Origin of the sequence: Desulfocurvibacter africanus subsp. africanus DSM 2603, assembly GCF_000422545.1 — a bacterium.
In the GTDB taxonomy this organism is placed as follows: Bacteria; Desulfobacterota; Desulfovibrionia; order Desulfovibrionales; family Desulfovibrionaceae; genus Desulfocurvibacter; species Desulfocurvibacter africanus.
In genome coordinates this window covers 426098-441739 of the sequence record NZ_AULZ01000001.1, presented here as the reverse complement: position 1 = coordinate 441739, position 15642 = coordinate 426098, and the positions used below count along the sequence as shown (strand labels likewise).

Below are 15642 nucleotides of genomic sequence, written 5' to 3'. Positions count from 1 at the left end.
CCGTGCTTATCGACTGGTTCACCGTCGGAGCGCAGATCATCAACTTCCTGATCCTGATCTGGCTGCTCAAGAGACTCCTCTACGGGCCCATCCTGCGCGCCATGCACGAGCGGGAAGAGCGCGTGCGCAGCCGCCTGGAGGACGCCAGGAATACCCGGCGCGAAGCCGAGGAAGAGCTCCAGCGACTCCAGTCCGAGCGCCAGGAGCTTGAGCGCGCGCGCGACGAACACATGGTCCAGGCCCGCCGGGAGATCAAGGAGTGGAAGGACGAGGCCATGGACAAGGCCCACGCCGAGGTGGAGGAGAAGCGCGCATCCTGGCAGCAGGCCGTGCGGCAGGAGCGCGAGCGTGAGCTGGAGAAGATGCGCAAGCGCATCGTGGGCCAGGTGCTGACCGTGTCCAGGAGGGCCCTGGCTGATCTGGCCGACGAATCGCTGGAGCGCAAGGCCGCGGACAAGTTCCTGTCCGAGTTGCGCCGGCGCAAGGCCGAGGATGGCGACGGCTTCGTCCATGCGGGCGCGGTGACCCTGCGCATCGGCGGGCAGGTTTCCGAGGAGACCGGGCAGAGGCTGCGCCGGGAGCTGCATGAGGTCTTTCCCGAAGCCAGGAATATCGAAGTTTCGCGGGACACGGACATGGGCCTGGGTCTGACGGTCGTGGCCGGGGACCGCAAGTGGGACTGGACCCTGCACGGCTATCTGCGTGATCTGGAACAGGAGATCTTTGCCGTGGGCGCGGGCGAAACTGACAACAAAGCTAACAGTGGCGGTGGCTTCCAGACCGAGGCCGGAGGCGCGGGATGAGCGATACCTTGCTGTCCGCCCTCGACGAAGCTCTGGGCTCTGTGGATCAGGCCCTGGAGCGTTACGCGCCCGGAGCCCGGCATCTGGAGGTCGGCCGAATTATCCAGGTCGGCGCGGGCGTGGCCTGGGCCGAGGGGTTGGGCAGCGTGCGTTATGAAGAGCTGCTGACCATCGGCAAGAATATCACGGGCGTGGCCATGGAGATCCTGGCGGACCGCGTGGGCATCGCTTTGCTCAACGAGCCCAAGTCCCCGAGCGCGGGCATGGAGGTGGTTCGCACCAATCAGGTGCTGAACGTGCCCGTGGGCCGCGAGCTCTTCGGTCGCGTCATCGACCCCTTGGGCAATCCCCGCGACGGCAAGGGCCCCGTGCGCGAGGAGGACCGCTGGCCCATCCACCAGACCGCGCCGGCTATCATGGATCGCGCGCCCGTGTCCCGGCCGCTGCTCACGGGACTCAAGGTCATCGACGCGCTCATCCCCATAGGCCGAGGCCAGCGCGAGCTGATCCTGGGCGACCGCCAGACCGGCAAGACGGCCATCGCCGTGGACGCCATCATCAATCAGCGGGGCAAGAACGTCCTGTGCGTGTACTGCTCCATAGGCCAGCGCAGCTCCAGCCTGGCGCGCGTGGTGGCCGAACTGCATCGCCACGACGCCCTGGACTACACGGCCGTGGTCGTGGTGGATGGCGAGGACCCGCCCGGCCTCAAGTATGTGGCGCCCTACGCCGCGACATCCATCGCCGAGTACTTCCGCAACCAGGGCCGCGACGTGCTCATCGTCTACGACGACTTGACCCAGCACGCGCGCGCCTACCGCCAGTTATCCTTGCTGCTGCGCCGGCCGCCGGGCCGCGAAGCCTATCCCGGCGACATCTTCTTCATCCACTCGCGGCTGCTGGAGCGCGCCACGCACCTCAAGCCCGAGCTGGGCGGGGGCAGTCTGACGGCCCTGCCCATCATCGAAACCGAGGCCCAGAACATCTCGGCCTATATCCCCACCAATCTCATCTCCATCACCGACGGCCAGATCTACGTCTCGCCCGACCTGTTCATCAAATCCATCCTGCCGGCCGTGGACGTGGGCATGTCCGTGTCGCGCGTGGGCGGTAAGTCCCAGTTGCCGGGCTACCGCAAGGTCAGCGGCCAGTTGCGGCTCTCCTATACCCAGTACCAGGAGCTGGAGACCTTCGCCCGTTTCGGCACGCGCCTGGAGGAGCGCACGCGCAAGCGGTTGGAGCACGGCCGTCGGGTGCGCGAGGTCCTCAAGCAGAGTCAGTTCAACCCGCTCTCGGCCGGCGAGCAGGTGGCCGTGCTCTTCGCGGTCTCGGAAGGGTTGCTGGACGAGTTGCCCGTGGACAGGATCAGGCAGGCTCAGGAGCGCATCATCGACAGCGCCAGGCAGCGCTGGCCCAACATGGACGAAGACATCGCCGGGGCAGCCAAGAGCGCGCCCGTGTGGGACGAGCTGCGCGAGCACCTGCGCACGGCCCTGGAGGGGTTGGCGCGGCCATGACCATCCAGGCCCTGGAGCGCAAGATCAAGACCGCCACGGAGCTGCTCTCGGTAGTCAAGACCATGAAGGCCATGGCCTCTGTGAACATCCGCACCTACGAGCGGGCCGTGGAGTCACTGGCGGAATACGGCCGCACAATTAATCTGGCCTGGCTCGTGTTCTTCCTGCGCGCGGGCGGCTTTCCGTTGGTGGAGGCCAAGGGCCCGGCCGTGGTGCTGGCCATCGGCTCGGATCAGGGCATGTGCGGCCAGTTCAACGAGGTAATCCTGCAGGAGATCGAGCGGCGCGAGCCGGACCTGCGCAAGGACGGCGAGGACGTTAGCTACTGGGTCTCGGGGGAACGCGTGCTTGGCGGGCTCGTGGATTCCGGCCGGGACGTGCGGATGCACTTCCAGTTGCCGGGCAGCCTTTCGGCCGTGGACACGGAGGTCATGGCCATCATCGAGCACATGGACCGCCAGCGGCGGGAGCAGGGCATACTGCGTTTCTACCTGCTCAACAACCGGCCCGCCAAGGGCTCGGTCTATGAGCCGCGCCTGCGCAAGCTCCTGCCCCTGGACCAGGAGTGGGCGGCTCGCTTCGAGCAGCGCACCTGGCCCGAGCGCTCGCTGCCGCAAATCAACATGGCCCCCAAGGACTTCTTCGGCCACCTCTTTTCACAGTATCTGTTCATCTCCCTCTACCGCGCCTTCGGCCAATCCTTGGCCAGCGAGAACGCGGCCAGGCTCAGCTCCATGCAGTCCGCCGAAAAGAACATCGACGAGATGAAGGACCGGCTGACCATGGAGTATCGCCAGGCGCGCCAAACCCAGATCACCGGCGAGCTCATGGACGTGGTCTCGGGCTTCGAGGCCCTGCGGGATCGCGACGAAAGCTAGACGACAAAATACACGCCGATGATTCGACGTGATTTATAACCGTGCGTTCTTGTAAATAATTCCGAACCTGCTCTAATCGGCCATGAAAGGCGGCGTTCGCGCCATCTACAGCCGCATGGGGGCGGCTGGGGAGGTTTTTTAGCGCTTGCTGACGGGGCCGTGGGGTCCGTCGCATCGGGCATGTCCTGCTCGCATCATGCGCCAGGCGTAGGAGGCCTGCGCAGGAAGCAACATGCGCATGCCGGGTGACAACGACCGGGGGAGATCCGTGGGCAGAGTACTCATCATCGACGACGACGCGCTGTTCAGTCTTGCCCTTGGCGAGCTGATTCGCCAGGAGGGCCATGAGGCGGCGGAAGCCAGGACATTGGCCCAGGGCATGGAGGAGGTGCGCAAGTCGGACTTCGACCTCATCATCCTGGATGTGCAGCTCCCTGACGGCAACGGCCTGGATCTGCTGCCCAAGCTCAAGAGCCTGGCTTACGGCCCTGAGGTCACCATCATCACCTCCTCGTGCAGCAACGACGGCGCGGAGCTGGCCATCCAGAACGGTGCCTGGGACTATATAGAGAAGACCGACACGCCCCAAAGTCTGCGATTATCCTTTCTGCGTGCCCTGGACTACCAGGAGCGCAAGCTTTCCGCGCTGCCCTGCCTCCGCGAGGGCATCATCGGCTCCAACCCCAAGATACTGGAATGCGTCAACAGCATGGCCAGGGCCGCGCGTAGCGGAGCCAACGTGCTCATCTACGGCGAAACCGGCACGGGCAAGGAGCTCTTCGCCAGGGCAGTGCACGCCAACAGCCCCAGGTCTTCGGGGCCGTTCGTGATCGTGGATTGCGCCTCCATCCAGGAGAGCATCATGGCCAGCGAGCTGTTCGGCCACCGCAAAGGCGCTTTCACCGGCGCGACCATGGACAAGCCCGGTCTGGTGCTGAGGGCCGACGGCGGCACGCTCTTCCTGGACGAGGTCAGCGAGTTGGCCATGGACATGCAGAAAAGCTTCCTGCGCGTGCTGGAAACGCGCAGCTTCCGCCCCGTGGGCGACGACCGCGAGGTGTCCAGCGACTTCCGGCTGGTCTGCGCCTGCAACAAGGATCTGCAGGAGCTGGTGGCCAAGGGCCGCTTCCGCGAGGATCTCTATTACCGCATCAAGTCGGCCCTGCTGGTCCTGCCGCCTCTACGTGAGCGTGCGGACGACCTGCCCCAGCTGGTCGACTGCCTCATGACGCGCGTCTGCCGCAAGAACAACCTGCCGCAGAAGATCGTCTCGCCCGAGCTGCTCAGGCTCCTTTCGCGCCATTCCTGGCCCGGCAACATCCGCGAATTGGCCAATGTGGTGGAGGCCCTGGTGGCCTCTGCGCCCATGGAAGAGATTCTTTTCCCGCCCCATCTGCCCAGGGATCTGCGCTTGCAGTTCGTGATTTCGGGTAACGGCAAGGGCGAGCAGATCGAGCGGACGATCAAGGTCCGGGCTGACTCGACGGGCGAGGTCACGGCCTGGAGTGAATACCGCAAGCGCGGCCTGGAAAATCTTGAAGAACGCTATCTGTCCAGTCTCATGAACGCATCGGGCGGTGATTTCCGACAAGCCTTGACTCTCTCCGGCCTGAGCCAAGCCCGCCTCTACAGCCTGCTGCGCAAGCACAACGTGCGCTGATCCGCTGCGCATTCTCTTTTCACTTCCCAGCCGCATCTTGGCCTGATTGGGCTTTCGCCGGCTATCGCGCATCCCGCATCCGACATCTCCCTGAATTCCTTCATGTCCGACAGAGTCGTTCTTCCGAACAGCCCATGGCGTGTAGGAGGATTCTTCATTCTTGAGAAGCCGTTCTTGCTGCCCGATAAAGCAGCCAGTCACGTCTGCCGAGTCCATGCAAATATCCTGTAATAACAATAAATTATACACGAGTTAAAAGTGGCAAGGGCTTTGTAATGGGAGAGACAAACGCGCCAGGGCGCGAGCAGATAGGCGAGGAGACTGACGAGAAGAAGGAAGGGGCTCGACGGGGTCGGAAAAGGCTGGCCCTGAAGGAGGGCCGAAGACGGATACGCCCGATGGGGATCGGCGCAGCCGCTGATGCTCGAATTGTAGGGTTGGGTGTTGCACGGCTCCAAAGCCGCATGGGGAGGAATGAGTGTTCGAGGTGAACGTCATCGAGGACCTGGAAGGCGTGTCCGCGCTTGCCCACGAGTGGGGGAACCTCGTGGGCGAGTCCGTCGTCGATCAGGTGTACGGCGCGCCCTGGGTCTTTTCCAGGCCCGAGTGGCATCTGCCCTGGATGGAGGCCCGGGCCTCCTCTTGCCGGCCCATGGTCGCCACGGCACGCACCGAAGGGCGGCTGGCGGGCTTGCTGCCCATGTCTCGCACTCGCGGCCGCAGCGTGGACTTTTTCTCTACCTATCTTGAGCCCATGACGGGCTATTGCGCGGACTACCAAGTGCCGATCCTGGCCAAGGGCCGCGAGTCAGCCTTGGAGCCCATGCTTGCAGCGCTCTTCGAGCGGGCCTCGGGCCAGGTGCTGGTCTGGAGGAACCTGCCGCTAACGCATCCGGCCGCACAGACCGTGCAGCGCTATATCTCGGCGCGCGGCTGGCCCATGGTCGCGAAAGAAAGCGTCTGCCCCTATCTGCGCCTGCCCGACAGTTACGCAAAGGCCGAGGAGCTTTGGAGCGCCAAGCTGCGCCAGGACATTCGCAGGCGCAGGCGCCAGCTCGACGGTCGCCTGTCCCTGGAGGTGATCGAAAGGCGGCAGGACGTATCCGGCTGGCTGGAGGAGCTGTTCGCCACCCACCGAAACAAATGGCATGCCGAGTCGCAACCCAGCGAGTTCGCGAACCTTTCCCACCAGAAATACTACCGGGGCATGGCGCGATCGTTGTGGGGCAAGGGTCTGCACCTGTCCAGCCTGTGCATCGATGGACGGCGCGTATCCTACCACTTGGGTTTCCTCTCGGAGGGCTGGCTCTATTACTACAAGACAGCCTACCACAAGGAATACTCCTATATGTCGCCCACCAAGCTGCACGTGAGCATGCTCATGGAGCTGGGCTGTGCGAGCGGCTGGCAGGGCTTCGACTTTCTGCAGGGCGACGAACCCTACAAGCTCAGTTGGACGAAGCAGCACATTCGCTGTCTGAACCTGGTGGCCGGCGTGGGCGGCGGCGGCCTCAAGTTTTCCTGGCACGCGTATTGGCGCGGCCAAGCCAAAGCGACCTTGGGCTCCGCGGTGAATACCCTCAAGCGCATGAGGCAAAGGAGGGTAGCATGAGCCCGCTCGCGCCCACACTCAAGACCACGATGCTGGCGGGGATCAACATGGCCATGCGCCTGTGCGGCACGCCGCAAGGCTACGCCATTCTGTACTACCACCGCCTGACCACCGACTGGATGGACTGCCGGCTCCTGCCGAGCCTTTACACCCATGTGGGGCGCATGCGCGAACAGTTGCTCGGCCTGCGCCGCCATGCCGAGGTCATCAGCCTGGCCGAGTTGCACGAGCGGATGAGCCAGGGGCACGAACCTCGCGGACTGTGCGTATCCGTGACCTTCGACGACGGCTATGCCGACAACCTGCGTCTGGGGCTGCCTGTGCTGCGCGACACAGGCGTCCCTGCCACGCTGTTCGTATCCACGGGCTTCGTGGACGATCCGGCGATCGTGCCCTGGTGGGACATGAACTTCCAGGCGGCTCGGGCTGCCGTGGCAAGCATGGTTCGTTTTCGGGACAACGGCTTTTCCTGGTGTTTCGACACGCGCTCCCTGCGTGGGCGGCACAGGCTGCTGTGGGCCATGAACGCCGTGACCTTGCGGCGCTGCATGGAGAACGGCGGACGGGCCAGCTCCGTGGCCGAGGAGCTTTTCCCGGAAATGGCACGTCCGGAGCGCAACGGATTCAGCACCTGGGACGAGCTGCGCCGAGCCAGCGATGATGGTCTGCTGACCATCGGCTCGCACACCGTGAATCATCCAGTGCTCTCGGCTTGTGCGGACTGGGGCAGCGTGGAGCTTGCGGCCTCCAAGGCGCGTCTCGAATCCGAGCTGCAGAGTCCCGTGACCTTGTTCGCCTATCCTTTCGGAGGCCCGGCGCACATCCCGGGCGACGTCGAGGAACAGTTGGCCCGCCAGGGTTTCCGGTTGGCCGTGACCACGACCCCGGGCCTCAACCACTGCGCCTCGGACCGCTATCGGCTGCAGCGGGTTTCGGTGCATGGCAACGACGATGTGGGGAGTTTGCTGGCCAAGATCAAATCCGCGGCATTGCGCGACCACGCGCGCAGGTTGTTGCCCGAGGCCATGGAGATGTTCGAGGCAGGCAGGAGGAGAAGAACATGTTGAAATACGGAGGAAACGGCATGCGTGCCCAAATGACGTTGCTGGCGGCGCTGTCGCTGCTGCTTCTAGCGGGGTTGTTCGCCTGTGCCCAGAAGCCCGCCGGCGTGGTGACCAAGGAACCCATGGCCTGGACCAACGAGGCCGGCGACCAGCTGGAGCCGGGTGACGAGATCGAGGTTCAGTTTCTTTACTGGCCCGAGCTGGATGATACCCAGCGGATTCGTCGTGATGGGCGTATATCCCTGCAACTCGTGGAAAACATCCAGGCTGCCGGCCTTACGCCCGAGGAGTTGTGCCGGAAGCTGGAGGACCTGCACAAGGACAAGCTCAAGGATCCGGCCATCAAGGTCATCCTGCGCGAGCGGGCGGCCAGGCAGATCATGGTCGGCGGCGAGGTGGAGCAGCCCGGAGCCATCGAGCTGGCTGGCAGCATGACGCCCCTGGAGGCCATCATGGCCGCCGGAGGCTTCAAGCGGCTCTCGGCCGACATCAGCAAGGTCGTGGTCTTCCGCCAAATGGAAGGCAGACGCCTGGCCACGAGCGTCGATCTCATGAACCCGGATCAGGCGCCTTTCTTCCTCAAGCCCAACGACGTCATCTACGTACCGCCCTCATATTAGGCCACGGATAATGGAGAAACAACATGCAGACTAGACAACCACTTCAGCTCGGTTCGGCCCTGATCCTGGAGCCCGAATCCCGGCCCGGCAGCTCCCTGCGCGAGATGCTGGCGGTGCTCTTCCGGCGCAGAAAGGCCGCGCTGGCTTTCTTCCTTAGCGTGACCTTCGCCGTTGGGCTGTTCACTTACTTCATGCCCAAGACCTATCGCTCGGACACCAAGCTGCTGGTCAAGGTGGGCCGCGAAAGCGTGGCCGTGGACCCGGCCGTGGTCGGTCCGACCATGGCCGTGACCCGCGACATGCGCAACGAGATCAATTCCGAGGTCCAACTGCTGACCAGCAAGACCCTGGCCGAGAAAACCGTGGACGTTCTCGGTCCCGAGTTCGTGCTGAACGCCCCCATACGCGATGAAGGGCTCTTCGGCGTGCGCCGGGGCTTTCACGCGGCAGTCACCGGCCTGGCTGGTTTGGCCGGTAGCCTGAACTGGTCCGGGGACGGGCCGGGGGGGGCGGATGCGCAGGCCGAGCTGCGCGAGGAAGCGGTCGTCACGCTCATGGAGAACCTGCAGGTTTCGCCCGAGGATCTCTCCAATGTGATCTGGTTGGGCTATAAATCCAGTGATCCGGACACGGCCAACAAGATCCTGAGCACGCTGGTGGACCAATACCAGCGCCAGCACGTGGACGTGTACAGCTCCCAGGCCCAGCCCGCCTTTTTCGAAAGCCAGCTCGCGGACATCGGGGCTCGGCTGAAGGCCAAGCAGCAGGAGCTGGAAGCCTTCAAGACGCGTTTCAAGCTGGCCGCCATCCAAAGTCAGACCCAACTGCTCATCGAGAGCCTCGAAGGCCTGCAAGGCCGTATCGATGATACCAATGCGAGCATCGAAGCCTCACAGGCCCGCATCGATGCCCAGCGCAGGGCCCTGCAGGGCCGCTCCGAGACCATCGTGCTCAACCGGGTGGAAGGGCGCGCCAATACCGCGGCCGAGGGCATCAAACAGCAGCTCCTGGAACTGCGCCTGCGGGAGATCGATCTCTCCTCGCGCTACGCCGACAGCTACCGGCCCCTCGTGCAGGTGCGCGAGCAAATCCGCGTTGCCCGGGAAGCCCTGGCAGACGAGCAGAAGGTGGGCGGAGAGATCACCACGGGTATCGACCCCAATGTGCAGGCGCTGCAACTGGCCATGCGCACCGAGGAGGCCGAGTTGTCGGCAGCGCGGGCGCGCAAGACCGCCCTCGAGGGGCAGCAGGCCGGGCTGCAGGACCGTCTGAGCTTCCTGGTCAGCAAGGAGCGCGAAGTGGACAGCATGGAGCGCGAAGTGGAGCTGCTCAAACAGGACTACGCCAACTTCTACGACACCATGCGCCGGTCGGCCATCTCCAACGCCATGGACAAGAGCCTCGTGTCCAACGTGAGCGTCATCGAGCCGGCCACTCTGCCCATGCTGCCCCTGGGGCCGAGGACGCTGGTCAACCTCGTGCTGGGCATGTTCCTGGGCATCCTGGGCGGCATCGCCCTGGCCTTCCTGCTGGAATACTTCGACCAGAGTCTGCACACACCCGACCATGTGCGCAACCGGATCGGCCTGCCCGTGCTGGCCTCGGTTTCCAAAAGGGACTTCGTCCAATGTATCTAGACTATTACCGCTTCGATCGGGAGCCGTTCCACATCACTCCCGATCCCAAGTTCCTTTACCTCAGCCCAAGCCACAAGGAGGCTCTGGCGTCCATCATCTACGGCATCGAGAATCGCAAGGGCTTCGTGTGCATTCTGGGCGAGGTCGGCCTGGGCAAGACCACCATAGTGCGCTCCTACCTGGAGCTGGCCGACCGCGACGAGATTCGGCCCATCTATGTGTTCAACTCCAAGGTGACCTTCAAGGAGCTGCTGGAGACCATCTTTCAGGAGTGGGGGCTCAAGCCCGAGGGCGACAGCGTGCACTCCATGCTCCAGCAGCTCTACCGGGAGCTCATCAACGAGTACAACACGGGCCGCAACGTGGTGCTGCTCATCGACGAGGCCCAGAACGTGCCCCTGGACACCCTGGAGAACCTGCGCATGCTCTCCAACCTGGAGACGACCAAACGCAAGCTCATCCAGGTCGTGCTCATCGGCCAGCCCGAGTTGAGGGACAAGCTGGACCGGCCCGAGCTTCGGCAGCTCAAGCAGCGCGTGGTGGTGCGCACGACCGTTTTTCCGCTCACCGAGCAGGAGAGCCGGGAGTACATCCGCCACCGCTTGTCCCACGCCTCCTCGCGGCCCGAGACGATCTTCACCCGGGGCGCCGAGAGCAAGATCGTGCGCTATGCCAAAGGCATCCCGCGCACCATCAACATCATCGCCGATAATGCGCTTATCGCGAGTTACGGGCTGCAGTGCAAGCCGGTGACAAAGAACATCGTGGACCAGGTCATCCGCGACCACCACGGCGAGGCCAGGACGAGGGAGCCGTTCTGGAAGCCGGTGCTGGCGGCCTTGTGTCTCACCGGCGCCCTGCTCCTGCCTACCTATACGTATCGCGAGGTGCTGCACCAACGCCTGAGCGCAATCATACCCGCAGCGACCCAGGCCATGCCGCCTCAAGGGGAGGGAACGGCATGGCAGGCCTCGCCTCCCGGGCAAGCGTCCAGGCCAGCACCTCAAGCCGGGCAGGAGATGCGGACAGCTCCGACCCGGCCTGGAGGCCAGGGAGATGCCCCGCAGGCTTCGGTCCCCATGGCGACGACGGTTGAAGCTCCTAAACCGTCGCCCCAGCCGGCCCCGGGGGCCGGTCGCACCGAGTCGCGGGAGCCGGCCGTGGCAGAGCGGCCGGCGGCCTTCAGCCCACGGGCAGGGATGCCGGAGGAGCCCTCGACGCGTGAGGAGCCGGCTCCGGCATCCCCGGCCCAAGGCTTGGCGACACAGACGGGCCTTGCCTGGGCGAACCTTGCCTGGTCAGACGCCGCGCGGGTCACGGCTCAGCCGGGAGACTACCTGACCAAGCTGTGCATCGAGGCTTACGGCTTCTGCGGACAGCGGGAGCTGACCGCCATACTGGCGGCAAACCCGTCCATCGTGGACCCGGATTACATCGCCGTGGGGCAAGTCCTGATCATCCCGCCCCTGGGCGGCAATTGAACCTTGGAAGCTGAGAGGACGCCATGACCAGAATCTATGAAGCCCTGGAGCGGTCGGAAAAGATAGCGCAAGAGGGCAGGCCTGCCCTGACCGGCCCTGGCCGGCAGAACCTCAAACTCGGCAGGTTGAGCGAGTCGCTCAAGGAGACGCTGCTCGGCCTGCACCAGAACATCACCACGCTCCTGCCCGGCAAGGGCGGCCATGTAGTGCAGTTCGTCAGCGCCTTGCCTGGCGAGGGATCAACGGAGTTGTGCCGGGAATTCGCCAAAGTGACCACGTTGGTGCTGGGGCGCAAGGTGCTCCTGCTGGATTCGAACCATGAGCGCTCGGCGCAGGCCGACCATTTCGACATACGGCCCGAGAAAAGCGTGGATTCCGAGGACGGCAACGGCTCGGGAGATGGCAAGGGCGAGCTGGCTCCGGCGTCCTTCTTCCGCATCGCGGACACCTCGCTCTACGTAACCAAGGTCAAGGGCCGTGGGCGTCCCCACCAGCTCATGCACAACCAGGGTAAGGCCAAGGACTTCTTCGATTCCGTGCGCTCCACCTTCGACCTTGTGCTGGTGGATTCGCCTGCGGCGGCGGAAAGCCCAGCCGGCTTGTCCCTGTCCGGCCTGAGCGACGGAGTGGTGCTTGTGGTGGAGGCAGGCAGAACCCGCTGGCAGGTGGCGGACACCGTGGCCAACCGCATCCGCGCCACGGGCGGGAACATCCTCGGCGTGCTGCTCAACAAGCGGGATTATCCCATCCCGCAGTTCATTTATGAACGGATTTGAGCACGCATTTGGCGGCAACGCATGCAACGAGGCGAGGGCTTCATAGTGCTAATTACCGACATGTTCAGGCGAATCACTCACGGAAAGGCGGGCGCACTCCCAATGGTGCCCGGCCTTCTCGACTTGCGGAACTTCAAGCGGGCATTGGACAAGAGTCGGCAACGGGCCGAGCGGTGCGGCCATCCCTTCGCCCTGGTGACCTTTGAATCCGAGGGCGAGCTCGACGGCGAGCCTGAAGGCGAGTCCGACGTCAAGCTTGGCGAGGAGCCGGGTTCGCCTTCCAATAACTCGGTCAACGGCCTGGGCAAGCTGGCCCGCGTGGTCGTCGACCGGGCCAGGCTTTCGGACGAGGCCGGCTGGTGCGAAGGCGGCCGTCTCGGGGTGATCCTCTACGGTGCTTCGGGGGCCTCGGCGCGCATCTTCGCCGAATCCGTGTTGGGCAATGGTCAGCGGGAGCGCTTTCGCTATGTCGTGTTCGCCTACCCCGGCCGCGATGGCGGAGAAGGTTCCGGCCGTCCCAAAAGCCAGGAAAGCGGGCAAAAAGACAAGGCCCCTGAGGCCGCAAGCGAGACCGAAAGCATCGGCGCGAAGCGCATTGACGCCTGCCAAGGCCTGTTCGCCAAGCCGCATCCGGCCTGGAAACGACTGTTGGATATCGCAGGCTCGGGCCTCGCGTTGCTCGTGGCCTCGCCCTTCATGCTCCTCGCGGGCCTATGGATACGGAGCGTATCTCCCGGATCGGTGTTCTTCCGCCAGGAGCGCATAGGCCGGGGGGGCAGGCCGTTCACCATGCTCAAATTCCGGACAATGGCCGTGGATCTGGGCGAATCACGTCACCAGGACTACATGACGCGCGTCATCACCGACGGCGAGGCGCCCATGACCAAGCTGGACGCCAGGGACCCGCGCATCATCCGCGGCGGCAGGCTGCTGCGCAAGCTATGCATCGACGAACTACCCCAACTCCTGAATGTGATGCGCGGCGACATGAGTCTCGTGGGGCCGAGGCCGCCCATCGGCTATGAAGTGGCCAAATACCATCGATGGTGCCGGGGCAGGCTGGACTGCACGCCGGGGATGACCGGCCTGTGGCAGGTCAGCGGCAAGAACAGGCTGACCTTCAAGGAGATGGCCCGCCTGGACATCTTCTACGCCAACAATTTCTCCCTGTGGTTCGACCTGATGATCATCCTGCGCACGCCCCTGGCCATTGTCCGGCAGTTGCTGGACGGACTCGGCAAGGATCAGCGGGCCAAGGGGTCGGCCGGAAATGCCTGAGGCCGCGAAGTTCGCGCGTGGCCTGCCGGGATCGGCCTGACGCGCCTCATTTGCCTTTGTGCGCCGCCCGGCGCTTGCGCCCGGCCGCAAGCGCGCAACGCAAGCGGCGCGTCGAGCACCGCACATGGAGGAGGGAAGGAGACATGCTGGCTTTGGCAATGCTCATGGATAACGAGACGGATATGGAAACGCCAATGCGCTACGCGCTGGTCACGCCGGCCCGTAACGAAGAAAGCACCATCGGCCGGACCATCGCGGCCGTGGCGCGCCAGACGCGGCTGCCCGAACGTTGGGTCGTGGTGGACGACGGGAGCACGGATAATACGGCGGGAGTGGTGCGCGATATGGCCAAGCGGCTGCCGTTCCTGCGCCTTGTCTCGCGATCGTCCGACGCGACATACAACTTCGGCTCCAAGGTGCGGGCCTTCAGCGCGGGAGTGCGGGAGTTGGCGGGCGTGGACTACGAGTTCATCGGCAACCTGGACGCGGACATCACCCTGGGCCAGACCTACTACGAGACGGTCATGCGGCGCATGCTGCGGGAGCCGAAGTTGGGGCTGGCCGGCGGCGTGCGGCGCTACGACCATGACGGCAAGCGGCGTTACCGGGTGCTGTCCAAGCCCTGGAGCGTGTGCGGCGCCGTGCAGTTCTTCCGCCGCGAGTGCTTCGAGGAAATCGGCGGGCTCATGCCGCTCAAGTGCGGCAGCGAGGACGCCCTGGCCGAGATCGTGGCGCGCATGAAAGGCTGGCAGGTGAGGGCATTCCCGGATCTCGTCGTGCACCACCACAAGCGCACGGGCGGCAACAAGGGCATCCTCGCGGCGCGCTTCCGCCAGGGCCAAGCCGACAGCGCCCTGCGCACCCATCCGGCCTACGAGGCGGTCAAGATCCTCTATCGACTGGCCGAGAAGCCTTACGTCGTGGGCAGCCTGACCAGGCTGGCTGGCTACTGCGCGGGCAACCCCGAGGAGCGCATCCCCGAGAATGTGGCCGCATACCACCGCCGCGAACAGCTTACGCGGCTGCGCGCGCTCTTTTGGCGCGGCATGGGGGTGCAGAGATGACCGCCGGCCTGCTGCAGGGCAAGGTCTGCATGGTCGTGTTCTCCAATTACCCAGACGACCCGCGCGTGCGCCGGGACGCCGAGGCCCTGGAACGCCGGGGCATGGAGGTGGATATCGTCTGCCTGCGCGAGCCAGGGGAACCCGCCCGCGAGGTGGTCAAAGGCGTTAACGTGCACCGACTGCCCGTGCGCCGCAAGCGCACCGGCAAGCTGCGCTACATCTATCAATACGCGAGCTTCATCGGCCTGGCCGCGGCGCACCTGGCCCGCCACGCGCCGTCCAGGCGTTGGGACGTGGTGCACGCGCACAACATGCCAGACTTCATCGTGGCCGCCGCAGCCGTGCCGAAGCTCATGGGCGCCAAGGTCGTCCTGGACCTGCACGATCCCATGCCCGAGGTCTACATGAGCAAATACGGCTTGGCGGAAAACCATCCGGCCATACGCGGTCTGCTCGGCATCGAGCGCTGGGCCATGAACTACGCCGACCATTGCATAACGGCCAACGAGGCCTTCCGGGTGCTGTTCGTCTCGCGCGGCTGCCCGGTCGAACGCATGGGCGTGGTCCTGAATTCGCCTGACGAGAGCGTGTTCGGGGATTGGCCCGAACCGCGGATGCGGCCCGTGGGAGAAGGGCCTTTCAGGCTCATGTACCACGGCACCATCGTGGAACGGCACGGACTGGATTCGTTGCTGCAAGCCGTGGCCGCGCTACGCGCCGAAGGCCGGGCCGTGGAGCTGGTGGTCTACGGCGAGGGTGATTTCGTGCAGGAGTTCCTGCGCAGGCGCGACGAGCTGGGCCTGGAGGAAAGCGTCGACTATCGCGGCCGCGTGGCCCTGGAGGAGATCGCGCGGGTCATTCCCGAGGCGGATCTCGGCGTGATTCCCAACAAGCGCTACAGGTTCACGGAGTTGAACCTGCCCACGCGCATTCTCGAATACTTATCCAAGGGCGTGCCCGCGGTAGCTCCAGACACGCGCGGCGTGCGGGACTACTTCAACGACGGCACGCTGTTCTTCTTCGAGCCTGGCAACGTCAGCAGCCTGACGCAAACCATCCGCCGGGCCATGGACGACCCGGCCGAGCGCCAGTCCATCCTTGGGCTGGGACGGGTAGTGGCGCTGCGGCACGCTTGGGCCAGCGAGCAGGAAAAGCTCGTGGCCATCTATCGCGACCTGCTGGTCGCGCGAGGAGTCATGCATGCCACGCAGAATGTCCGTGAATAGGTTCACTGCTTTGAACAGCGGCTCGC

General features: G+C 64.6%; 13 protein-coding genes. All 13 read left to right on the top strand.

Annotation, left to right across the window (positions count from 1 at the left end; all coding sequences use genetic code 11):
- Positions 1 to 2: 2 nt before the first annotated feature.
- The 13 genes from H585_RS0101985 (at position 3) to H585_RS0101925 (ending at position 15616) form a co-directional block, all read left to right on the top strand.
- Positions 3 to 803: a F0F1 ATP synthase subunit B family protein gene (locus H585_RS0101985; RefSeq protein WP_027366552.1), complete on the top strand. Its 801-nt coding sequence runs from the start codon at positions 3 to 5 to the stop codon at positions 801 to 803.
- The gene (locus H585_RS0101980; RefSeq protein ID WP_027366551.1) at positions 800 to 2320 is read left to right on the top strand and encodes a F0F1 ATP synthase subunit alpha; all 1521 of its coding nucleotides are present in this window, start codon (positions 800 to 802) and stop codon (positions 2318 to 2320) included. The genes H585_RS0101985 and H585_RS0101980 overlap by 4 nt, the downstream gene beginning before the upstream one ends.
- Positions 2317 to 3198 (top strand): F0F1 ATP synthase subunit gamma, encoded by an 882-nt coding sequence (locus tag H585_RS0101975; RefSeq protein ID WP_027366550.1) that lies wholly within the window; start codon positions 2317 to 2319, stop codon positions 3196 to 3198. The genes H585_RS0101980 and H585_RS0101975 overlap by 4 nt, the downstream gene beginning before the upstream one ends.
- A 232-nt stretch (positions 3199 to 3430) precedes the next feature.
- Positions 3431 to 4858 (top strand): sigma-54-dependent transcriptional regulator, encoded by a 1428-nt coding sequence (locus H585_RS0101970; protein ID WP_051182901.1) that lies wholly within the window; start codon positions 3431 to 3433, stop codon positions 4856 to 4858.
- A gap of 478 nt (positions 4859 to 5336) precedes the next feature.
- Positions 5337 to 6470: a GNAT family N-acetyltransferase gene (locus H585_RS0101965; protein ID WP_027366548.1), complete on the top strand. Its 1134-nt coding sequence runs from the start codon at positions 5337 to 5339 to the stop codon at positions 6468 to 6470.
- Positions 6467 to 7537 (top strand): polysaccharide deacetylase family protein, encoded by a 1071-nt coding sequence (locus H585_RS0101960; RefSeq protein WP_014258928.1) that lies wholly within the window; start codon positions 6467 to 6469, stop codon positions 7535 to 7537. The genes H585_RS0101965 and H585_RS0101960 overlap by 4 nt, the downstream gene beginning before the upstream one ends.
- A gap of 17 nt (positions 7538 to 7554) precedes the next feature.
- Positions 7555 to 8154 carry a polysaccharide biosynthesis/export family protein gene (locus H585_RS0101955; RefSeq protein WP_237707677.1) on the top strand — a complete coding sequence of 200 codons (600 nt, stop codon included), beginning with the start codon at positions 7555 to 7557 and terminating at the stop codon, positions 8152 to 8154.
- 23 nt (positions 8155 to 8177) lie between these two features.
- Positions 8178 to 9791, top strand: coding sequence for a GumC family protein (locus tag H585_RS0101950; RefSeq protein WP_027366547.1), 1614 nt, complete (start codon positions 8178 to 8180; stop codon positions 9789 to 9791).
- Positions 9782 to 11272, top strand: a complete 1491-nt coding sequence (locus H585_RS0101945; RefSeq protein ID WP_027366546.1) for an AAA family ATPase — start codon at positions 9782 to 9784, stop codon at positions 11270 to 11272. The genes H585_RS0101950 and H585_RS0101945 overlap by 10 nt, the downstream gene beginning before the upstream one ends.
- Positions 11273 to 11295: 23 nt before the next feature.
- Complete coding sequence (locus H585_RS0101940; RefSeq protein WP_014258924.1) at positions 11296 to 12048, top strand: P-loop NTPase family protein; 753 nt, start codon at positions 11296 to 11298, stop codon at positions 12046 to 12048.
- 102 nt (positions 12049 to 12150) lie between these two features.
- Positions 12151 to 13326 (top strand): sugar transferase, encoded by a 1176-nt coding sequence (locus H585_RS0101935; RefSeq protein ID WP_244432454.1) that lies wholly within the window; start codon positions 12151 to 12153, stop codon positions 13324 to 13326.
- A gap of 143 nt (positions 13327 to 13469) precedes the next feature.
- Positions 13470 to 14390 (top strand): glycosyltransferase family 2 protein, encoded by a 921-nt coding sequence (locus H585_RS0101930; RefSeq protein ID WP_014258922.1) that lies wholly within the window; start codon positions 13470 to 13472, stop codon positions 14388 to 14390.
- Positions 14387 to 15616: a glycosyltransferase family 4 protein gene (locus H585_RS0101925; RefSeq protein ID WP_027366544.1), complete on the top strand. Its 1230-nt coding sequence runs from the start codon at positions 14387 to 14389 to the stop codon at positions 15614 to 15616. Before H585_RS0101930 ends, H585_RS0101925 begins: the two co-directional genes overlap by 4 nt.
- The last annotated feature ends 26 nt before the right edge of the window (positions 15617 to 15642 follow it).